Source organism: Streptomyces sp. NPDC005925 (assembly GCF_040638805.1).
Lineage (GTDB): Bacteria > Actinomycetota > Actinomycetes > Streptomycetales > Streptomycetaceae > Streptomyces.
Genome location: NZ_JBEXVL010000010.1, coordinates 170422 through 189342 on the forward strand (window position 1 = coordinate 170422; position 18921 = coordinate 189342).

Sequence of the window (18921 nt, forward strand, 5' to 3'; positions counted from 1 at the left end):
CTGGCGACGCGTCCTGAGAATCGCGCGCTGCGTCCGGTTCGTCAAGGGCCCCCTTGCCCAAACTGGTTGCCGCCGGTGTGTTCCTGGCCGTGAGGCACGACGAAGATCACCTTACTCGGCACCGCCACAGGTGCAAGGCAGCCGCCACCGGGCCTCGGAAACACCGAAGAGCGACCACCCGGATGGATGATCGCTCTTCGGCGCTGAGGCGTTACAGGTGCTGTCGGATCCGTGGGACCCGTCAGGACCTGCGGGGTGTTACTTGACCTCGACGGAGGCGCCGGCGCCCTTGAGGGACTCGGCGGCCTTCTCGGCGGCGTCCTTGGCGACCTTCTCGAGGACGGGCTTGGGGGCGCCGTCCACGAGGTCCTTGGCCTCCTTCAGGCCCAGGGAGGTCAGCTCACGCACGACCTTGATGACCTGGATCTTCTTGTCGCCGGCACCGGTGAGGATGACGTCGAACTCGTCCTTCTCCTCGGCCTGCTCGGCCGGGGCGGCCGGACCGGCGGGGCCGGCAACGGCGACCGCGGCGGCGGCGGTGACGTCGAACTTCTCCTCGAAGGCCTTCACGAACTCGGAGAGCTCGATGAGGGTCATCTCCTCGAACTGCGCGAGCAGGTCTTCCTGGCTGAGCTTCGCCATGATGGCGGTCCTTCCACTAAATCGGCAGGTGCCGGGTGTACGGGGTGAGGCGGGCGTACGTCGGGCCCGCATCGACCCTCACCTCATGCGGCGAGGATCGGAAAGCGAGCCGAATTACTCGGCACCGCCCTGCTCGTCCTGCTTGGCACGGAGCGCGTCCACGGTGCGGACGAGCTTCGAGGGAAGCGCCTGGAAGAGCTGAGCAGTCTGCGTCTGCTTGCCCTTGAAGGCACCCGCCAGCTTGGAGAGCAGAACCTCGCGGGACTCGAGGTCCGCAAGCTTCTTGATCTCGTCGGCGGACAGCACCTTGCCGTCAAGGACACCGCCCTTGATGACGAGATTGGGGTTGTCCTTGGCGAAGTCGCGCAGACCCTTCGCCGACTCCACCGGGTCACCGGTGATGAAGGCGACAGCCGTCGGACCATTGAACTGGTCGTCCAGCGTCGTGATCCCGGCCTCGTTGGCCGCAATCTTGGTCAGCGTGTTCTTCACCACGGCGTACTGGGCGTTCTCACCGAGCGACCGGCGCAGCTGCTTCAGCTGCGCCACGGTGAGACCGCGGTACTCGGTCAGCACGGCGGCGTTGGAGCTGCGGAACTTGTCCGTCAGCTCGGCAACCGCGGCGGACTTGTCGGGCCTCGCCATAGAGCCTCGGCCTCCTTCCGGGTGATTCTGACCGCGCGGACCCGAAGGAGGACTGGGGAAAACGAAACGCCCCGGCGCAGGCGCACGGGGCGGACTCGACCGGATCACACACGCTGGGCGAGTGCGCTCCGGGAGTTCTTCCACGGTCACCTGCGCGGGTCGTCCGCAGTTCAGCGGATCCTTCGGCCACCGAGCCCTCGTGGGAGCGCACGGCAACGACCAGCGGTCTTTGGCTTCTTCAGGAGCGTACGTGACCGCATCCCTGTCAAGCAAATCCGCTCCCGGCGACCCTCAGGCGCCGACCCGGCCGCAGGACCGGCGCGGGCACCGGGACGCCGCCACAGGCCCCCGGGGAAGGCACTGGGAAAGGGGACGGGCCCCACACCGGCAGGTGTGGGGCCCGTCGTCCGACGAGGTGAGCCGTCAGGCTCAGACCGCGGCCGGGTCCTCCTCGACGAGGAGGTTGCGGGTGCGGTTCGGGTCTAGCGGAATGCCGGGGCCCATCGTGGTGGTGAGCGCGGCCTTCTTGATGTAGCGGCCCTTGGCGGCGGACGGCTTCAGACGGAGGATCTCCTCCAGCGCCGCGCCGTAGTTCTCCACCAGCTTGGTGTCGTCGAAGGACACCTTGCCGATGATGAAGTGCAGGTTCGAGTGCTTGTCGACGCGGAACTCGATCTTGCCGCCCTTGATGTCGTTGACGGCCTTGGTGACGTCCGGCGTCACGGTGCCCGTCTTCGGGTTCGGCATCAGACCACGCGGACCGAGCACGCGGCCGAGGCGGCCGACCTTGCCCATGAGGTCCGGGGTGGCGACAACGGCGTCGAAGTCCAGACGGCCCTTCGACACCTCGTCGATCAGCTCGTCGGCGCCGACGATGTCGGCGCCCGCGGCACGCGCGGCCTCGGCACGGTCACCGGTCGCGAAGACCAGGACCCGGGCGGTCTTACCGGTGCCGTGCGGAAGGTTCACGGTGCCACGGACCATCTGGTCGGCCTTGCGCGGGTCGACACCCAGACGGAAGGCGACCTCGACGGTGCCGTCGAACTTGGTCGTGGTGGTCTCCTTGGCCAGACGGACGGCCTCGAGCGGGGCGTAGAGCTTCTCCCGGTCGATCTTGGCGTCCGCAGCGCGAAGGGACTTGCTGCGCTTGCTCACTGCTGCTCCTGTGGATGCTGAGGAGTCGTGGTCCGGGCCGAGCAGGCCCCGCCACTACTGCTGATGAAGGTGGGACTCAGCCCTCGACCGTGATGCCCATGGAACGGGCGGTGCCGGCGATGATCTTCGACGCGGCGTCCAGGTCGTTGGCGTTGAGGTCGGGCATCTTGGTCTCGGCGATCTCGCGGACCTGCGCCTTGGTGATCTTGGCGACCTTGGTCTTGTGCGGCTCGCCGGAGCCCTTCTCCACACCCGCGGCCTTGAGGATCATCTTGGCGGCCGGCGGCGTCTTGGTGATGAAGGTGAAGGAACGGTCCTCGTAGACCGTGATCTCCACCGGGATCACCCAGCCACGCTGCGACTCGGTCGCGGCGTTGTACGCCTTGCAGAACTCCATGATGTTCACGCCGTGCTGGCCCAGCGCGGGGCCGACCGGCGGAGCCGGGTTGGCGGCACCGGCCTGGATCTGGAGCTTGATGAGCCCCGTGACCTTCTTCTTCTTGGGAGGCATGTGCTCTCTCCGGGTCCTAGTGAGAGTTTTTCCGCCTACCCGTCCGGATCATCCGGACGGAGGCATACCGCACAACGATAACGGGTATCCATGCGCGGCTAAAAACCGAGCAGGTCAGACCGGCTGCGAGAGCCTGCCTGACCTGCTCGGAAGCGTGGAATCCGGAAGACCGAGGATCAGTTCTCCTGGATCTCAGTTCTTCTGGATCTGGTCGAAGGACAGCTCGACCGGGGTCTCGCGGCCGAAGATCTCGACAAGACCCTTGACCTTCTTCGAGTCCGGGTTGATCTCGTTGATGGTCGCCTGCAGCGTGGCGAACGGGCCGTCGGTGACGGTGACCGAGTCGCCCACCTCGAAGTCCAGCACCTGGACCTCGACCTTGCGCTGCGGGGCCGGCTTGCCCTCGGCCTCGGCCGCCTCGCGGGCGGCCTTCTCCTCGGCCTCCGGCGCGAGCATCTTGACGATCTCGTCCAGGGTCAGCGGGTACGGGTCGTAGGCGTTGCCCACGAAGCCGGTGACGCCGGGGGTGTTGCGGACGACACCCCAGGACTCGTTCGTCAGGTCCATGCGGACGAGGACGTAGCCCGGGAGCTTGTTCTGCTTGATGGTCTTGCGGTCGCCGTTCTTGATCTGGACGACCTCTTCCTGCGGCACCTCGGCCTGGAAGATGTAGTCCTCGACGTTCAGCGAGACGGCGCGCTGCTCGAGGTTCGTCTTCACGCGGTTCTCGTAGCCGGCGTAGGTGTGGATGACGTACCACTCGCCGGGCAGGAGCCGCAGTTCGTCGCGGAGCTTGTCGATCGGGTCGCGCTCGTCGACGGGCTCGGCCTCGTCTTCGGCGGCCTCGTCCTCGGCAGCGGCCTCTTCGACCTCGTCCGCGGCGGCGTCGGCAGCCTCGACCTCCGTGGAGGCCTCGGTGTCCTCGCTGTCCGCGCCCTCGACGGTGTCGAGCTCGTCCTCGACGGACTCGGCAGGCTCGATGGCGTCGTTCACGTTCGGGTCAGACACGGTGGCTGCTTCTTCCTGGATACATAGAGGTGGAACATGCGAAAGGAGCGCCGCGTACCTCGGCGCTCTTCGCTCTTCGCTCAGCCGAAGACGTACTTGGCAGCGTTGCTGAGCCCATAGTCAATCACGGTCACCAGGCCGATCATGATGACCACGAAGATGATCACCACGGTCGTGTACGTCGTGAGCTGGTTGCGAGTCGGCCAGACGACCTTGCGGAGCTCCGCGATGATCTGGCGGTAGAAGAGCGCCAGACGCTTCAGGGGGCCCTTCTTGGCCCGCTTGCCGCCCTTGCGGGACTTCTTCGTGGAGTCCGGCGCTTCGTCCTGGGCATCAGGCATGTCGATGGAGCCCACGGCGTCCGTCACTCGTCCTCACCTGATTCCGGGTCGTGGCCGTGCCGCGCCCGGTCTGAGCCGCACGGCTTTGCAGTCCTTGTACGTACATGCGCACACATCCTGGCGAGGTGTGTGAAGCAGGGCCGGAGGGACTTGAACCCCCAACCGCTGGTTTTGGAGACCAGTGCTCTACCAATTGAGCTACGACCCTTTGTGTGTCCACCAACGTACCGCATGCACCCGGATGCTTGATGTGCACCGGATGAGTGCGGCGTGCTGAAGGCCAACGAGGTGAGAGTGTACGTGTTCCGGGGCCGGGCGTCGAACAGTAAACGATCGCGGGACCCTCCGGACGGGCTTCGCAAGGCCCCCGGATGGCGGAAGATCGCCTTGTCCCCGAGGGTCGGCCGTGGCGGACACACGGTGGATACGGACTGATGTTCAGGGCTTTGCCCGGCCCTGTTCAGTCTGTGAAACCCGCCTGCCGCCGAGGTTTCCGGTCTGAAACGATGGGGCCCATGAGCGCTGCAACCCCTCCCACCGAGCGCCGGGTCTCCGCCCGAGTCGGCGCGATCTCCGAGTCCGCCACTCTCGCCGTGGACGCCAAGGCGAAGGCCCTCAAGGCTGCCGGGCGTCCGGTGATCGGCTTCGGCGCCGGTGAACCCGACTTCCCGACCCCGGACTACATCGTCGAGGCGGCCGTCGAGGCCTGCAGGAACCCGAAGTACCACCGCTACACGCCGGCCGGCGGTCTGCCCGAGCTGAAGGCCGCGATCGCCGCGAAGACGCTGCGCGACTCCGGTTACGCAGTGGACGCGTCCCAGATCCTGGTGACCAACGGCGGCAAGCAGGCGATCTACGAGGCGTTCGCCGCGATCCTCGACCCGGGTGACGAGGTCATCGTCCCCGCCCCGTACTGGACGACGTACCCCGAGTCGATCCGGCTCGCGGGCGGTGTGCCCGTCGAGGTCGTCGCCGACGAGACCACCGGTTACCGCGTCTCGGTCGAGCAGCTCGAGGCCGCGCGCACCGAGAAGACCAAGGTCGTCCTGTTCGTCTCGCCGTCGAACCCGACCGGCGCCGTCTACAGCCGGGCCGACGCCGAGGCGATCGGTCGCTGGGCCGTCGAGCACGGACTGTGGGTGCTGACCGACGAGATCTACGAGCACCTCGTCTACGGCGACGCGACCTTCACCTCGCTGCCGGCGCTCCTGCCGGAGCTGCGCGACAAGTGTGTCGTCGTCAACGGTGTCGCCAAGACGTACGCCATGACCGGCTGGCGCGTCGGCTGGATCATCGGTCCGAAGGACGTCGTGAAGGCCGCGACGAACCTCCAGTCGCACGCCACGTCGAACGTCTCCAACGTCGCCCAGGCCGCGGCCGTCGCCGCCGTCTCCGGGGACCTGGACGCCGTGGCGAAGATGCGGGAGGCCTTCGACCGCCGCCGCAGGACGATCGTGCGGATGCTCAACGAGATCGACGGTGTGGTCTGCCCGGAGCCGGAGGGCGCGTTCTACGCGTACCCGTCGGTCAAGGGGCTGATCGGCAGGGAGATCCGCGGCAGGCGCCCGCAGAACTCGGTCGAGCTGGCCGCGCTGATCCTGGAGGAGGTCGAGGTCGCGGTCGTTCCGGGTGAGGCGTTCGGCACACCCGGGTACCTGCGGCTGTCGTACGCGCTCGGTGACGAGGACCTCACCGAGGGCGTGAGCCGCATCCAGAAGCTGCTGGCGGAGGCCAGGGACTGACGTCCCGCGCCCTTCCGTTTCTCGCGGGGCCGCCCGGTCTGCTCATCAGAGTGTGCCGGGCGGCCCCGTTTTTTCGTGCGAGCAAGACCACGATCGGGCAATGCGGTACCGGGACCGCGGCAACGTACGGCAGGATCCTGGAATGGAGCGTGTACGTGATCTCTCTGAGCTGCCGAAGGCCCATCTGCACCTGCACTTCACCGGTTCGATGCGGCCCGGCACCGTGCTGGAGCTGGCCGACAAGTACGGCGTCCGTCTGCCGGACACGCTGAGCGAGGCCCTGACGAGTGGTGAGCCGCCGCAGCTGCGGGCGACGGACGAGCGGGGCTGGTTCCGCTTCCAGCGGCTGTACGACGCGGCGCGGTCGTGCCTGCGCGAGCCGGAGGACATTCAGAGGCTGGTGCGGGAGGCCGCCCAGGAGGACCTGCGGGACGGCTCGGGGTGGCTGGAGATCCAGGTCGACCCGACGTCGTACGCGCCACGGCTGGGCGGGCTGATTCCGGCGCTGGAGGTCATCCTGGACGCGGTGGAGACGGCCAGGCGGGAGACGGGGCTCGGCATGCGGGTCCTGGTGGCCGCGAACCGTATGAAGCATCCGCTGGACGCGCGGACGCTGGCGCGGCTGGCGGTGCGCTACGCGGACCAGGGCGTCATCGGCTTCGGGCTCTCGAACGACGAGCGGCGCGGCATGGCGCGGGACTTCGACCGGGCGTTCGCCATCGCACGGGAGGGCGGGCTGCTGTCGGCGCCGCACGGGGGTGAGCTGACCGGCCCCACGTCGGTGCGGGACTGCCTGGACGATCTGGAGGCCGACCGGATCGGGCACGGAGTGCGGGCGGCGGAGGATCCGCGGCTGCTGAAGCGACTGGCGGACCGGGGCGTGACGTGCGAGGTGTGTCCCGCGTCGAACGTGGCGCTGGGCGTGTACGAGAAGCCGGAGGACGTGCCGCTGCGGACGCTCTTCGAGGCGGGTGTCCCGCTGGCGCTGGGCGCGGACGACCCCCTGCTGTTCGGGTCCCGGCTGGCGGCGCAGTACGAGATCGCCCGCGAATACCACGGCTTCTCGGACGCGGAACTGGCGGAACTGGCGCGTCAGTCGGTCCGGGGGTCGGCGGCACCGGAGGACGTGAAGGCGGAACTGCTGGCGGGCGTGGACGCCTGGTTGACGTCCTGATGGCCCGAGAGCCGCGCCGCCGCCCGCGGGCTGTCCAGCCGCCCTGACGGGTGGGGCGGCACGGGTGAGCGGGGCGGCGACCCTGTCAAGCGCCGGGCAGCGACCCGCCCCGCGGTCGCGCGAGGAGCAGCTGGGATACCTCGAGCAGCGGGAACGGGATGGCCGATTCATTCACGCTCGTCACCCTTCGCCATCTCCGTCGAAACACCGGGCGCCACGCACCGGCGGTCACCGCACCTCGGTGTCAGAGGCTCACGCCCACTATCACCGGTTCGTTCACCAGCGTGATGCCGAACGCCTCGTGGACGCCGCTCACCACCTCGCGGGCCAGCGCCAGCAGGTCCTCCGCCGTGGCCTCCCCACGGTTGGTCAGCGCGAGCGTGTGCTTGGTGGAGATGCGGGCGGGCCCACTGCCGTACCCCTTGGTGAAGCCCGCTCTGTCGATGAGCCAGGCCGCGGAGGTCTTGGTACGCCCCTCCCCCGCCGGGTACGCGGGGGGTTCCGCGTCGGCGCCGAGGCGCTCCCTCACCCGCGCGTGGAACGCGGCGAACTGCTCGGCCGTGAGGATCGGGTTGGTGAAGAAGGACCCGGCGGACCAGGTGTCGTGGTCCTCGGGGTCCAGCACCATGCCTTTGCCGGCACGCAGCTTCAGCACCGTCTCGCGGGCCGTGGCCAGCGGTACGCGCTCGCCCGGGGCGACGCCGAGCACGCGGGCCGTCTCGGCGTACTTGACCGGGGCGGACAGTCCGTCCGCGTCCTCCAGCGCGAAGCGGACGCGCAGCACGACATACCGCTCGGGGTCGGCCTTGAAGCGGCTGTGCCGGTACGAGAAGCCGCAGTCCTCGTTTCGCAGGGTGACCGTCCCGCCCGTCCCGCGGTCGTAGGCGATCACCTCGGTGATCGTGGCGGAGACCTCCTGGCCGTACGCCCCCACGTTCTGGATGGGGGTCGCGCCCGCCGAGCCCGGGATGCCGGAGAGGCATTCGATGCCCGCGAGTCCGGCTTCCACGGTGCGGGCGACGGCGTCGGTCCACACCTCTCCGGCGGCCAGCTCCAGTCTCGTGCCGTCCAGCTCGAAGCCCTCGGTGGCGATGACGAGCGCGGTGCCCTCGAAGCCCTTGTCGCCGATGACCAGGTTCGATCCGCCGCCGATGACCAGCAGTGGCGTGCCGGTGGCGTCGGCGTCGCGGACGGCGGCGATCACCTCGGCGTCGGTCGTGGCGGTGACCAGCCGGGTCGCGGGGCCGCCCAGCCGGAAGGTGGTCAGCGGGGCGAGGGGGGCGTCGTGGAGTTCCTGCACGCGCTCAAGACTACGAGACGGCACTGACAGCGCCGGCACGCGCGCGTACGGCCACGCCGGCGAAGCGGGCGGTACGCGCGCGTGCTCACGCGAGGCGGCGGATCGCGTCGTCCCAGTCGAGCGGCAGTTCGTCGCTCGACACCTGCCGGCCGAGGAAGCGCGACTCGCGCATCTGGCCGGACAGGTTCCGGGAGACCGGCGAGTGGACGCCGGCGCGGGCGAACTCCCCGAGGGCCGTCGGCGACTCCCAGGCCGACAGCGTCCAGTAGGTCCGGCTCAGCGGCTTCGCCCTGAGCGTCGCCCCGTACGCGCCCGGCGCCCGGCTCACCTGACGCCAGACGGCGGGCGTGCCCATGAGGAACTTCAGGGCTCCCCACCAGGTACGGGCCCCGAAGCGGGAGGCGAATACGTGGACCTCGGTGCCGGGCGGTGCCGGGTTCGGGGTGGTCCGGGGAAGGGTCGGCACGGCTCCTCTTCCGGAGGTCTCGGGGGGTGTGATCGGGCTGGTGGTCAGGTGGCGGCCGGTTCCGGCAGCCGCTCCGGTTCCTCACTGGTGGCTGTCCGTGCCGCGCCGCGCCTGCCCGGGATGAGCAGTGCGGCGGCCCCGGCGAGGGCGACGACCGCGGAACCGGTGACCAGCGCCGGCCTCAGCCCGTCCACGAACGCCTGGCCGGACTCGTAACCGCCCCGCGCGGAGAAGATCGACGCCATGACGGCGATGCCGAGCGCGCCGCCGACCTCGCGCAGCGCGTTGTTGGCGCCGGAGGCGATGCCCTGTTCCCTGGCTCGGACGCTGGACATCACGAGGCTGGAGGCGGGGGCGAAGAACAGGGCCATGCCGACGCCGCTGGTGACGAGGGCGGGCAGCTGCACGGCGTACGAGGCGTCGGCGGTGGCGACGAGGGCCAGCTGACCGAGGCCCGCGGCCTGCAGGAAGAGTCCGGCGGCGACGACCGGCCGGCCGCCGATGCGGTCGGAGAGGATGCCCGCGACGGGCGCGACCAGCATCGGCATCCCGGTCCAGGGCAGCATGCGCAGCCCTGCCTCGGTGGGCGAGTAGCCGAGGACGCCCTGCATGTACTGGCTGAGCAGGAAGATCGAGCCGAACATGCCGAGGAACATCATCAGGCTCGCCGCGTTGATGCCGGCGAAGGCCCGGGAGCGGAACAGCCGCATCGGGAGCATGGGGTTCCTGGCGCGGGTGCTGTAGAGGACGAAGCCGGCGAGCAGCGCCGCCCCGGAAGACAGGGCGGTCATGACCACCGGGCCGGTCCAGCCGTCGACGGGGCCGCGCACCAGACCGTAGACGAGCCCGAAGAGGCCGCCGCTGGCGAGCAGCGTGCCGGGGACGTCGAGCGGGGCGCCGGTGCCGTGGGACTCGCTGAGGCGGAGGCGGGCGAGCGGCAGCAGGGCCAGGCCGAGCGGGACGTTCAGCCAGAAGATCCACTGCCAGGAGATGTGTTCGGTGAGGCTGCCGCCGACCAGCGGCCCGGAGGCTACGGCGAGTCCGTTCACGGCGCCCCATATGCCGTACGCCATCCCGCGCCGGTCCGCGGGCACGGCCGCTGTCAGCAGGGTGAGCGTCAGCGGCATCATCACGGCCGCGCCGACGCCCTGCGCCGCGCGGGCGGCGATGAGGGAGTCGATACCGGGGGCCATGGCCGCGGCGGCGGAGGCGGCGGTGAAGACGGCGATGCCGCCGATGAAGAGACGGCGGCGGCCGAAGCGGTCGCCGAGGGCGGCGCCGAACATGAGCAGGACGGCGAAGGTGAGGGTGTAGGCGCTGACGGTCCATTCGAGGTCGTGCAGTGCTCCGCCGAGGTCCTTGCGGATCGAGGGCAGGGCGGTGGTGACGACGAGGTTGTCCAGGGCCGCCATGAAACCGGCGACGCTGGTGATGGCGAGGGCCCAGGCGGTCCCTCCGCGACGTTCCGCCGTGTGCTGTGACATCGCTCCCCCAGGAGTGATCAGGGTTCGGACTACTGATTAGTTATTGATGACTAACTTCAGCGGGCACGCGGAGACCCGGACTCCCCGGGAACCCGGCCCCCGAAACCTACTCGGAGCCCTCGGCCCCCTGCCGCACGCGCGAGGCGATCTCGAACCCGCCCCACACCCGGTGCCCGGCGCTGAACCCCATGGCGGCGAGGGTGTTCATGAGCATCCCGTACGCCATGAAGGAGGTGGTTTCGTCCGCGTCGCCGCCGAGCGGCAGGTGCACGCTGTCCCAGATCTCCATCCAGCCCTTGCGGACCTTGTCGCCGAAGTCGTGGTCGCCCGCGGCCTCGGCGACCGCGACCGCCAGGAAGGTCTGCAACTGCATACGGAGCCGCTCGGGCTGTTCGGAGATCAGCCGCGCGTACGCCTCCGCCATGGCGTCGTGGGCCTCCTCGCCCTCGAGCCCTTCGGCGGCCTGCTCGAACATCCGCCGCATGTCCTGCATGCAGCGCTCGGTGGCCGCCAGGAAGATCGCTTTCTTGCCCGGGAAAAGCCGGAAGAGATACGGCTGCGAAACACCGACCCGTTTGGCGATCGCCTCGGTGGAGGTGCCGTGGTAGCCGTTCTGCGCGAACTCCGAGATCGCCGCGCCAATGACGCTCTCACGCCTCTCTTCTGCACTCATCCTGACCATGAATTCGAAGTTAGTACTCAATCACTAACTAAGTCAAGGGCCACCCGTTGCCAGGACTGGGGCGGCCCGCCAGGACACACGTGAGGGGCGCCCTCACTGGAGGACGCCCCTTACGCAGGGTCACGCTCAGGCGAGCCGTACGACCGCCCGGGACATGCCCAGTACCTTCTGGCCGGCGCTGGTGGCCGTCAGGTCGACGCGGACCGTGTTGTCGTCCAGCTTGGCCCCGACCTTGGCGGTGACCTCGATCTCGGCGCCCTTGCCGTCGTTCGGTACGACGACGGGCCGGGTGAAGCGGACACCGTACTCGACGACCGCGGCAGGATCGCCGGCCCAGTCGGTGACGACGCGGATCGCCTCGGCCATGGTGAACATGCCGTGCGCGATGACGTCCGGCAGGCCCACCTCCTGGGCGAACTTCTCGTTCCAGTGGATCGGATTGAAGTCACCCGACGCGCCGGCGTACCGGACGAGCATGTCGCGCGTCACGGGGAAGGACCGGCCGGGCAGCTGGGTGCCGACCTCGATGTCGGCGTACGCGATCTTCGCCGTCATGGTGCTGCTCACGCCCTCTCGGCCGCGCGAGCGACCAGCTTCGTCCAGGCGGTCACGACGTGCTCGCCGGTTTCGTCGTGGACCTCACCGCGGATGTCCAGAATGTCGTTGCCCGCCATCGACTTGACCGTTTCGATGGTCGAGGTGACCGTCAGCCGGTCACCGGCCCGCACCGGCCGGGTGTACGCGAACTTCTGGTCGCCGTGCACCACCCGGCTGTAGTCGAGCCCCAGTTTCGGGTCCTGCACGACCTGCTCCGCGGCCTTGAACGTGATCGCGAACACGAAAGTGGGCGGAGCGATCACATCCGGGTGGCCGAACGCCTTGGCGGCTTCCGGGTCCGTGTACGCCGGGTTGGAATCCCCCACGGCCTCGGCGAACTCACGAATCTTTTCCCGGCCCACCTCGTAGGGCTCGGTGGGCGGATAGGTCCGCCCCACGAAGGACTGGTCGAGCGCCATGGCTCGGTACCTCCTGATGTCTGCTCTGGTGACCTGCGCGGGTGTCCGCACCGGCCGAACCGACCGGTAACCGGGGACCGAGAACGACACGAGGCCGCCCCCCGACTGCGGGGGCGGCCTCGTGTACGAGCCTGTTTTATCGCGTTTCGCGGTGCGCGGTGTGCGCCTTGCAACGCGGGCAGTGCTTCTTCATCTCAAGACGGTCCGGGTTGTTACGCCGGTTCTTCTTGGTGATGTAGTTCCGCTCCTTGCACTCCACGCAGGCCAGCGTGATCTTCGGGCGGACGTCGGTGGCAGCCACGTGAGTGCTCCTTGACGGACGGATCGACTGTATTAACGCAAGAAGAGTAGCCGATCGAAGGACCGACCCCGCAATCGGCTACTTAGAGTAGCGGTGACCGGACTTGAACCGGTGACACAGCGATTATGAGCCGCTTGCTCTACCGACTGAGCTACACCGCTTGGATGCGATCGGACCCCGCCTCGCGACGGGAACCTCACACACCAGAGCCCCAAAACGGAATCGAACCGTTGACCTTCTCCTTACCATGGAGACGCTCTGCCGACTGAGCTATTGGGGCGAGCGATGAAGACATTACACGGTCGGCAGCGGTTCGCCCAAATCCGTTTCGGGGCATCCGCGCCGCCCTCCCTCGCCCGCCTTCCCGCACACCTCAACTGCCCCTGCCGCACCGCTTTCCCCGGTCCCCGGCGCGGGCCACGCCGGTACGACTTTTGCGCTCCTGCGCGCCGTGGCCGAGTCCCCGTCCTAGGCTCGGTCTCACTCTGCGTGATCTTGCGTCCCCCTCCCCTGCGCAGCCCTCGAGATCCAGGAGCGCGATGCCCGACAGCCAGCCGCAGCCGCCGCACTCGTCGTCCGCGCCGGGCCCCGCCGATCCGGCCTCCCTCCTGCTGTGCGGCGCGCGGCTGACCGACGGCCGGACCGTGGACGTGCGGCTGGACGGCGGGCGTATCGAAGCGGTCGGCACGGCGGGCAGCCTGTCGCCGGCCGGGGCGGGCACGCGGGTCGACCTCGGCGGCTATCTCCTCCTGCCGGCCCCGGCCGAGCCGCACGCCCACGCCGACACCGCGCTCACGGCCGCCACGGACGGCCCGGTCCCGTACGACGCCAAGGAAGTGCAGCGGCGCGCGACGGAGGCGACGCTGCTGCAACTCGGACACGGGGCGACGTCGGTGCGGGCTCACGTGCGCGTGGGCGACGTCCAGGGGCTCGGTGCGCTCGGCGCCGTCCTGCGGGCCGGGCGCGTGCTGCGCGGGCTGGCCGAACTGACCACGGTCGCCGTCCCGCGGGTGCTGACCGGCGTGGCCGGGGCGGACGGGCTCGCGGTGCTGCGGGACGCCGTGAAGATGGGTGCCTCCGTGGTGGGCGGCTGCCCCGACCTGGACCCCGATCCGACCGGTTACGTCGAGGCCGTCCTGGAGGTCGCCTCCGAGTACGGCTGCCCCGTCGACCTGCACACCGACGCCGACGACCCGGGGCGCCTCGCCCGGCTCGCGGCGATGGCGGGCGGCCTGCGCCCCGGCGTGGCGGTCGGCCCCTGCGCGGGCCTGAGCCGGCTGCCGTCCGACGTGGCCTCCCGTACGGCGGACCGGCTCGCGGCGGCGGGCGTGTCGGTGGTGTGCCTCCCGCAGGGCGGCTGCGCCGGCGCCGACCGCCGGGGCGCGGCACCGGTACGGCTGCTGCGGGCGGCCGGGGTCCGCGTCGCCGCCGGAAGCGGCGCCCTGCGGGACGTGTCCAATCCGGTGGGCCGCGGGGACCCGCTGGAGGCGGCGTACCTGCTGGCCTCGCGGGACGGACTGCGGAGCGAGGAGGCCTACGCCGCGGTGAGTTCGTCGGCGCGGGCGGTGCTGGGTCTGCCCGAGGTCCGGGTGGAGGCGGGCTTCCCGGCGGAACTGCTGGCGGTGCGCGGCGACGGGCTGGCGGGCGTGCTGTCGCTGGCGTACAGCCGCGTGGTGGTCCACCGGGGGCGCGTGGTGGCACGGACCAGCGCGGTGCGGGAGTACGGGAACTCGTCGGGGCCGGCGGGGTCGGCGGAGGCGGGGCTGCCGAGACAGGGGCGCGGGGAGTTGTCGTAGCGCGGGAGAGGGCCGGTGAGTGCTCCGTGGCCCCGTGCCAGCCCCGTGCTCCGTGCACCGTGCCCCGTGCCTCGGCGCCCCGTACCCCGTACCCCGTACCCCGTGCCCCGTGCCCGGTGATGGCTTCGTCGGTGGGCGGGGTGAGGCGGAGTCGTACGACGGGCGGGGCGGTGCTGTGCGGGCGTACGGTCGAAGACATGCGCACTGTCATCGCTGGTGGTCATGGTCGGATCGCGCTGCGGCTGGAGCGGCTGCTCGCCGCGCGCGGGGACGAGGTCGCGGGCATCGTCCGCAAGCCGGAACAGGCCGGTGACCTGCGGGAGGCGGGCGCCGACCCGGTCCTGCTCGACCTGGAGTCCGCGTCTGTCGAGGAGGTGGCCGAGCGGCTGCGGGGCGCGGACGCGGCGGTGTTCGCGGCGGGCGCGGGCCCCGGCAGCGGGGCTGCCCGCAAGGACACGGTGGACAAGGGCGCGGCGGTCCTCTTCGCGGACGCGGCGGTCCGGGCGGGCGTACGGCGCCTCGTCGTCGTGTCGTCCATGGGCGCGGACCCGAGGCACGAAGGCGGCGACATCTTCGACGTGTACCTGCGGGCCAAGGGCCAGGCCGACGCGTACGTGCAGGGCCTGGCGGGCCTCGACTGGACGATCCTGCGCCCGGGTGCACTGACGGACGACGCCGGGACCGGTCTCGTCCGGCTGGAGGCGCACACGGGCCGCGGCCCGGTGCCGCGCGACGACGTGGCCGCGGTGCTCGCGGAGCTGGTGGAGTCGTCGTCGACGGCCGGTCTCACGCTGGAACTGGTCGGCGGGTCGACACCGGTGGCGGTGGCGGTGAAGTCGGTGGCGGGCAACTGAGTCCGCGGCGGCCGATGAGCTGACGACTGACCGCTGGGGGCCGGCGGCCAGGTTTGACCGGCGGCGGCCGGCGCCGGCGGCTAGAAGAGGGGCAGTTGGCCGGGGAAGTCCGGTACGGCATAGCCGTCCAACGTGGGTTGTGGTGCCGCCAGTGGGGCCCGCCGCCGGGAGCCGGGGCAGGAGACGAGCTCGCCGTGCTCGCGGGCGCCGGGCGGGTCGTGTCGCGCGAACCGGCCTGCGACGACGGCGATCTCGCGACGGCACTCGGGGCACGGCCTGCGTGGCGTGGACATGGGATCAGTGTGCCCGGCGGCACTGACAATCCCCTACGAAGCAGGGTCGCAGGGTTCGGAGGGCCACTGCGCCACGTCGGCATTGTCGGGGAGACGGAGTCCTGCGTCCGAGGTCCGGGGCGGGTTTTACGCAGCGATGGACAGCCGTCGTTGAATGAGGGCCGGTTCTTCCTGTGACGTCTCGGAGGTTTCCAGGGCAAAGGAAGACTGGGGGTTTTCCTGCACCATGCGCAGCCATTCCCCGACTGTCGCCGTCTGCGGAACGAATACCAGGTTCCTCGGCCCGAGTGACGCCCTGGTCGACAACACCACGGCCATGAACTGCTGATCGCTGTCCGTCACCAGGATGACGTCGTGCGGGAAACTCGATACCCGTTCCATCACGCCGTGTGCGGGCTCATCCTGGTCAGCCACCACCAAGACATGATCGCCACGCTCATCCCTCGTACGGTCGAGCCCGGACAGAAAGCGCGTGAACTCGGGGAGATGGCTTTCCTTCAGCTCCTTCAGAACCCTGTCACGCCCCTCCTGGAAGCCAGTAGTGGCAGCCCAGGTGAAAGACAGCGTGAATGAGTTCGCAAGGGCTACGTCGATTTCCGCCATTTCCTTGCGCGTGGGATAGGCCGCACCGTCATCGAGACCGTGCGCGGCGAGCCACCGATTCACTTCGCTCCACAGCCAGGCCCGGGACCTTCCCACCGTGCCTTCCGGCGCCGGGAACGGGGAACCCTGCACCTTGCGCTCCCCTGCGATCCACTGGCTGACGTTCTGCCGTGAGCGGCCCGTCCGTTCGGCGATCTCGTTCACTCCGACCAGGTCGCGGTCGAGGCGGAGCACCTTCAGTTGCGGGACCGCGGCGCGCGCCGTGGACACGGCACGGAAGGCAGCGTGGACGCCCGATTCCCCAGAACCCGTGATGCTCAGCAGGTCGAGCCCTCCGGCCCGCGCCAGCATGGCATCGCACCTGTCGCGCAGCGCGTCGACCGCGGCCTGGTCGTCCACACTCACGCCGGCGACGACAAAGGTGAAGTCGTAGTCCATGGCTGCCCCCTAGTCCTCGACCACCGTCCCAGACCTGTGGACATTCGTCAACAGGAAAAGCGGGGCAAAAAAGGACAAACTTCTACTACTGCTCGTCTCGAGTCATCCCCGTGAGACTCCGACTCGGCGAGTCGGGCGGCAAAGGGCAACGGGAAGCCAGGCGATCGATCTTGCGCGCGTGGGAGCCCTCGTTCTGCGGAGAACTGAAAACCGGAATGGTCGTGCACTTCGCGTCACAGGGGCAGTAGAGCTTGCCCCAGTGACCGTCCTTGTGGAGCTTCCAGCCGCGCGAGACCCATTTCTCCAGGACTCGCCGCACCTCTTTCTTGGAGTGAACCGAAGGATTCAGCTCCTGACCCACCACGCGGTCACCACGCCTGGCTTCGGCAAGCGGCCTTGAAGCAGTCGGTGCTCGCACAGAAGCCGGCACCGGCATCCCGCGCAGCAATGGCGCAGGGGTAAGCATGTACCACGGGAGTTTGAGCCCCTCCGGTCACAGCCGCGCGGCAATGTACTCCTGCGGCAAGATCGCTGGCAGTCTCGGAGCAGTAACGCTCCGCCGTCAGAACGATACTCCTATCGACGGATATCCGTAGGAACAAGGCCAGTTGACGCCGCAGCCGCTAAGTGCGACCCGTCACGGTCAACTCTCAAGAGGGCTAGTAGGAGGGGCGCGATGCGTGCCGTCGGCGATGCGTGCGGCTGTACCCGGGCCTCACCTACAGTGTGGGTATGTCGGCGCTGGAGTTACTTGGGGCTGTGGGCGGGCTCGTAGGAGCCGTCGGTGGTCCAGCCGGCCTGTGGGCAGCAGTCCAGTTGCACCAGGACAGAGCGCGCAAAGAGCCACAGGAGCAACTCGCGAAGCTGCGAGATCACGCCCTCAAGCTGCGCCGTATCGGTCTGGATGCGGCCGATGACTACCGGAATCGCGCTTGGTGGACGGCATCGAACGGCCTGGAGTCAAGGAACTGCATCAAAGAGTTGCGCCCGTACGTCGCGAGGAAGTGGCCACAGCTCGAGGCCCTTCTCGTGGAGATCTGCACGGCGTACGACCAAGCGTCCACGACATTCCACCCGCCGCGCGCCGATCCCGATGCCCGAGCCCGATCCGCAGCAAGGCAGGCTCGTAACGCCAATATCCTCACCGAGAAGGCGAACGACTTGGCTACCAAGATCCACGATATGAGTTGAGAACGATCTGACTCGCGGACCGTACTGACCGCTTCGCCCCGAAGCGACTGGAGCGGAGCACCACCCGGGGCGGGTGGGCTCCTCACCTGTACTGATGGCCCATCGGGCGCCGCTTGTCCGCCGCTGTTCGTCAGCGTTCTCACGTAGTTGGACACTTACACCGTGAGTCGGCCCACTTCTTCGGGCGCGTGCTCGCCCTCTTCGGGCGAACCCGACAGAGTGAGGCTGGTTTGCGGAATGGGACGGAGACGGCGTCTCCCCGGGGGACGCCTGGGGGACGCGCGCTGATCGGAGCCGGCCACACCCGGGATCAAGTGAGGCAACCCTCGCGTCCGACCATCATGTGGATGTACGCGACGCATACAAGAAGACCCCCTCCGCGCTGCGTTTCCGCAGTTCGGAGGGGGTCTGCCTTCATGTGGCGGCGCCAGGATTCGAACCTGGGAAGGCTGAGCCGGCAGATTTACAGTCTGCTCCCTTTGGCCGCTCGGGCACACCGCCGGGTTTGCTGCCTCTCGAACCGCTTTTCGGCGGTGCTCCGTGGCAACGACGTAAACAATACCCGATCCCGGGGGGTGCTCCGCCACCCGATTGATCGGCGTCCGGGAGGCCGCGGGTGGCTAGTCTTGTGCGGATGCGGCCCGGGTCCCCACCGGGTCCGGCGGCGACCTCACGTACGCCGGCCCGTGCCCGGTACGCACCGATACGCACCCCGATGCAAGGAGCCACAGGACATGGCCGACTCCAGTTTCGACATCGTCTCGAAGGTCGAGCGGCAGGAGGTCGACAACGCCCTCAACCAGGCCGCCAAGGAGATCTCTCAGCGCTACGACTTCAAGGGCGTGGGTGCCTCGATCTCGTGGTCCGGGGAGAAGATCCTCATGGAGGCGAACTCCGAGGACCGGGTGAAGGCTGTCCTCGACGTCTTCCAGTCCAAGCTGGTCAAGCGCGGTATCTCGCTGAAGGCGCTGGACGCCGGTGAGCCCCAGCTCTCCGGCAAGGAGTACAAGATCTTCGCCTCGATCGAGGAGGGCATCTCCCAGGAGAACGCCAAGAAGGTCGCGAAGATCATCCGTGACGAGGGCCCGAAGGGCGTGAAGGCCCAGGTGCAGGGGGATGAGCTGCGGGTCAGTTCCAAGAGCCGTGACGACCTGCAGACCGTCATCTCGCTGCTGAAGGGCAGGGACTTCGACTTCGCGCTGCAGTTCGTGAACTACCGGTAGGTCAGGCAGGGGTGGGCGCTCTCGGGTCCGGTGGTTCCGGCAGTTCCGTGGTGCCC

At 69.1% G+C, this 18921-nt stretch carries 21 protein-coding genes and 4 tRNA genes; 6 read left to right on the top strand and 19 right to left on the bottom strand.

Annotated features, from left to right (window positions below; translation table 11 throughout):
• Positions 1 to 258 precede the first annotated feature (258 nt).
• The 7 genes from rplL to ABZ354_RS15380 all read right to left on the bottom strand — a co-directional run bounded on the left by rplL (position 259) and on the right by ABZ354_RS15380 (position 4510).
• Positions 259 to 642, bottom strand: a complete 384-nt coding sequence (gene rplL, locus ABZ354_RS15350; RefSeq protein ID WP_358656822.1) for a 50S ribosomal protein L7/L12 — start codon at positions 640 to 642, stop codon at positions 259 to 261.
• A 114-nt stretch (positions 643 to 756) separates the two neighbouring features.
• A complete protein-coding gene (gene rplJ, locus ABZ354_RS15355; RefSeq protein WP_358656824.1) occupies positions 757 to 1287 on the bottom strand; it encodes a 50S ribosomal protein L10 in 531 nt (176 codons plus the stop codon).
• A 429-nt stretch (positions 1288 to 1716) separates the two neighbouring features.
• Positions 1717 to 2442 carry a 50S ribosomal protein L1 gene (gene rplA, locus ABZ354_RS15360; RefSeq protein ID WP_358656826.1) on the bottom strand — a complete coding sequence of 242 codons (726 nt, stop codon included), beginning with the start codon at positions 2440 to 2442 and terminating at the stop codon, positions 1717 to 1719.
• A 76-nt stretch (positions 2443 to 2518) separates the two neighbouring features.
• The gene (gene rplK / locus ABZ354_RS15365; protein WP_358656828.1) at positions 2519 to 2953 is read right to left on the bottom strand and encodes a 50S ribosomal protein L11; all 435 of its coding nucleotides are present in this window, start codon (positions 2951 to 2953) and stop codon (positions 2519 to 2521) included.
• A 192-nt stretch (positions 2954 to 3145) separates the two neighbouring features.
• Positions 3146 to 3961: a transcription termination/antitermination protein NusG gene (nusG, locus tag ABZ354_RS15370; RefSeq protein ID WP_358656830.1), complete on the bottom strand. Its 816-nt coding sequence runs from the start codon at positions 3959 to 3961 to the stop codon at positions 3146 to 3148.
• An 80-nt stretch (positions 3962 to 4041) separates the two neighbouring features.
• The gene (secE, locus tag ABZ354_RS15375; protein WP_358656832.1) at positions 4042 to 4329 is read right to left on the bottom strand and encodes a preprotein translocase subunit SecE; all 288 of its coding nucleotides are present in this window, start codon (positions 4327 to 4329) and stop codon (positions 4042 to 4044) included.
• A gap of 108 nt (positions 4330 to 4437) precedes the next feature.
• Positions 4438 to 4510: transfer RNA gene (locus ABZ354_RS15380), tRNA-Trp, on the bottom strand.
• A gap of 307 nt (positions 4511 to 4817) precedes the next feature.
• On the opposite strand from ABZ354_RS15380, the gene ABZ354_RS15385 reads away from it, so the two are divergent.
• Together ABZ354_RS15385 and ABZ354_RS15390 are read left to right on the top strand one after the other, a co-directional pair.
• The gene (locus tag ABZ354_RS15385; protein ID WP_358656833.1) at positions 4818 to 6044 is read left to right on the top strand and encodes a pyridoxal phosphate-dependent aminotransferase; all 1227 of its coding nucleotides are present in this window, start codon (positions 4818 to 4820) and stop codon (positions 6042 to 6044) included.
• A gap of 142 nt (positions 6045 to 6186) precedes the next feature.
• A complete protein-coding gene (locus ABZ354_RS15390) occupies positions 6187 to 7218 on the top strand; it encodes an adenosine deaminase (RefSeq protein WP_358656835.1) in 1032 nt (343 codons plus the stop codon).
• Positions 7219 to 7462: 244 nt separating this feature from the next.
• Here ABZ354_RS15390 and ABZ354_RS15395 read toward each other — a convergent pair whose 3' ends face one another.
• The 9 genes from ABZ354_RS15395 to ABZ354_RS15435 form a co-directional block, all read right to left on the bottom strand.
• A complete protein-coding gene (locus tag ABZ354_RS15395; protein WP_358656837.1) occupies positions 7463 to 8518 on the bottom strand; it encodes a UDP-N-acetylmuramate dehydrogenase in 1056 nt (351 codons plus the stop codon).
• A gap of 85 nt (positions 8519 to 8603) precedes the next feature.
• On the bottom strand, positions 8604 to 8984 hold the full coding sequence (locus ABZ354_RS15400; RefSeq protein WP_358656839.1) for a DUF3291 domain-containing protein: 381 nt from the start codon (positions 8982 to 8984) through the stop codon (positions 8604 to 8606).
• 44 nt (positions 8985 to 9028) lie between these two features.
• Positions 9029 to 10468, bottom strand: a complete 1440-nt coding sequence (locus ABZ354_RS15405) for an MFS transporter (protein WP_358656841.1) — start codon at positions 10466 to 10468, stop codon at positions 9029 to 9031.
• A 106-nt stretch (positions 10469 to 10574) separates the two neighbouring features.
• Complete coding sequence (locus ABZ354_RS15410) at positions 10575 to 11150, bottom strand: TetR/AcrR family transcriptional regulator (RefSeq protein WP_358656843.1); 576 nt, start codon at positions 11148 to 11150, stop codon at positions 10575 to 10577.
• A gap of 126 nt (positions 11151 to 11276) precedes the next feature.
• Complete coding sequence (locus ABZ354_RS15415) at positions 11277 to 11705, bottom strand: MaoC family dehydratase (protein WP_358656908.1); 429 nt, start codon at positions 11703 to 11705, stop codon at positions 11277 to 11279.
• Between the two features lie 8 nt (positions 11706 to 11713).
• Complete coding sequence (locus ABZ354_RS15420; protein WP_358656845.1) at positions 11714 to 12166, bottom strand: MaoC family dehydratase N-terminal domain-containing protein; 453 nt, start codon at positions 12164 to 12166, stop codon at positions 11714 to 11716.
• Positions 12167 to 12302: 136 nt separating this feature from the next.
• The gene (rpmG, locus tag ABZ354_RS15425) at positions 12303 to 12467 is read right to left on the bottom strand and encodes a 50S ribosomal protein L33 (RefSeq protein ID WP_006347275.1); all 165 of its coding nucleotides are present in this window, start codon (positions 12465 to 12467) and stop codon (positions 12303 to 12305) included.
• Between the two features lie 88 nt (positions 12468 to 12555).
• Positions 12556 to 12628, bottom strand: a tRNA-Met gene (locus tag ABZ354_RS15430).
• Positions 12629 to 12674: 46 nt separating this feature from the next.
• Positions 12675 to 12747 (bottom strand) — tRNA-Thr (locus ABZ354_RS15435).
• A gap of 259 nt (positions 12748 to 13006) precedes the next feature.
• On the opposite strand from ABZ354_RS15435, the gene ABZ354_RS15440 reads away from it, so the two are divergent.
• A complete protein-coding gene (locus tag ABZ354_RS15440) occupies positions 13007 to 14263 on the top strand; it encodes an amidohydrolase family protein (RefSeq protein ID WP_358656847.1) in 1257 nt (418 codons plus the stop codon).
• A gap of 197 nt (positions 14264 to 14460) precedes the next feature.
• Positions 14461 to 15117, top strand: coding sequence for an SDR family oxidoreductase (locus ABZ354_RS15445; protein WP_358656849.1), 657 nt, complete (start codon positions 14461 to 14463; stop codon positions 15115 to 15117).
• Between the two features lie 80 nt (positions 15118 to 15197).
• On the opposite strand, the gene ABZ354_RS15450 is transcribed toward ABZ354_RS15445, so the two are convergent.
• A complete protein-coding gene (locus tag ABZ354_RS15450) occupies positions 15198 to 15410 on the bottom strand; it encodes a hypothetical protein (protein WP_358656851.1) in 213 nt (70 codons plus the stop codon).
• A gap of 126 nt (positions 15411 to 15536) precedes the next feature.
• A complete protein-coding gene (locus ABZ354_RS15455) occupies positions 15537 to 16451 on the bottom strand; it encodes a hypothetical protein (protein WP_358656853.1) in 915 nt (304 codons plus the stop codon).
• A 732-nt stretch (positions 16452 to 17183) separates the two neighbouring features.
• On the opposite strand from ABZ354_RS15455, the gene ABZ354_RS15460 reads away from it, so the two are divergent.
• Positions 17184 to 17642: a hypothetical protein gene (locus ABZ354_RS15460; RefSeq protein ID WP_358656855.1), complete on the top strand. Its 459-nt coding sequence runs from the start codon at positions 17184 to 17186 to the stop codon at positions 17640 to 17642.
• 419 nt (positions 17643 to 18061) lie between these two features.
• On the opposite strand, the gene ABZ354_RS15465 is transcribed toward ABZ354_RS15460, so the two are convergent.
• Positions 18062 to 18143: transfer RNA gene (locus tag ABZ354_RS15465), tRNA-Tyr, on the bottom strand.
• 233 nt (positions 18144 to 18376) lie between these two features.
• Here ABZ354_RS15465 and ABZ354_RS15470 point away from each other — a divergent pair.
• The gene (locus ABZ354_RS15470; protein WP_358656857.1) at positions 18377 to 18865 is read left to right on the top strand and encodes a YajQ family cyclic di-GMP-binding protein; all 489 of its coding nucleotides are present in this window, start codon (positions 18377 to 18379) and stop codon (positions 18863 to 18865) included.
• Positions 18866 to 18921 lie beyond the last annotated feature (56 nt).

Bases quoted from the DNA above. Each gene is read 5' to 3' on its own strand.
- ABZ354_RS15385 (WP_358656833.1), top strand. From the start codon at position 4,818: ATGAGCGCTGCAACCCCTCCCACCGAGCGCCGGGTCTCCGCCCGAGTC.
- ABZ354_RS15440 (WP_358656847.1), top strand. From the start codon at position 13,007: ATGCCCGACAGCCAGCCGCAGCCGCCGCACTCGTCGTCCGCGCCGGGC.
- rplL (WP_358656822.1), bottom strand. From the start codon at position 642: ATGGCGAAGCTCAGCCAGGAAGACCTGCTCGCGCAGTTCGAGGAGATG.
- ABZ354_RS15410 (WP_358656843.1), bottom strand. From the start codon at position 11,150: ATGGTCAGGATGAGTGCAGAAGAGAGGCGTGAGAGCGTCATTGGCGCG.
- ABZ354_RS15445 (WP_358656849.1), top strand. From the start codon at position 14,461: ATGCGCACTGTCATCGCTGGTGGTCATGGTCGGATCGCGCTGCGGCTG.
- ABZ354_RS15450 (WP_358656851.1), bottom strand. From the start codon at position 15,410: ATGTCCACGCCACGCAGGCCGTGCCCCGAGTGCCGTCGCGAGATCGCC.
- ABZ354_RS15390 (WP_358656835.1), top strand. From the start codon at position 6,187: ATGGAGCGTGTACGTGATCTCTCTGAGCTGCCGAAGGCCCATCTGCAC.
- ABZ354_RS15460 (WP_358656855.1), top strand. From the start codon at position 17,184: ATGTCGGCGCTGGAGTTACTTGGGGCTGTGGGCGGGCTCGTAGGAGCC.
- ABZ354_RS15470 (WP_358656857.1), top strand. From the start codon at position 18,377: ATGGCCGACTCCAGTTTCGACATCGTCTCGAAGGTCGAGCGGCAGGAG.
- ABZ354_RS15455 (WP_358656853.1), bottom strand. From the start codon at position 16,451: ATGGACTACGACTTCACCTTTGTCGTCGCCGGCGTGAGTGTGGACGAC.
- rplJ (WP_358656824.1), bottom strand. From the start codon at position 1,287: ATGGCGAGGCCCGACAAGTCCGCCGCGGTTGCCGAGCTGACGGACAAG.
- ABZ354_RS15420 (WP_358656845.1), bottom strand. From the start codon at position 12,166: ATGGCGCTCGACCAGTCCTTCGTGGGGCGGACCTATCCGCCCACCGAG.
- ABZ354_RS15405 (WP_358656841.1), bottom strand. From the start codon at position 10,468: ATGTCACAGCACACGGCGGAACGTCGCGGAGGGACCGCCTGGGCCCTC.
- rplK (WP_358656828.1), bottom strand. From the start codon at position 2,953: ATGCCTCCCAAGAAGAAGAAGGTCACGGGGCTCATCAAGCTCCAGATC.
- ABZ354_RS15415 (WP_358656908.1), bottom strand. From the start codon at position 11,705: ATGACGGCGAAGATCGCGTACGCCGACATCGAGGTCGGCACCCAGCTG.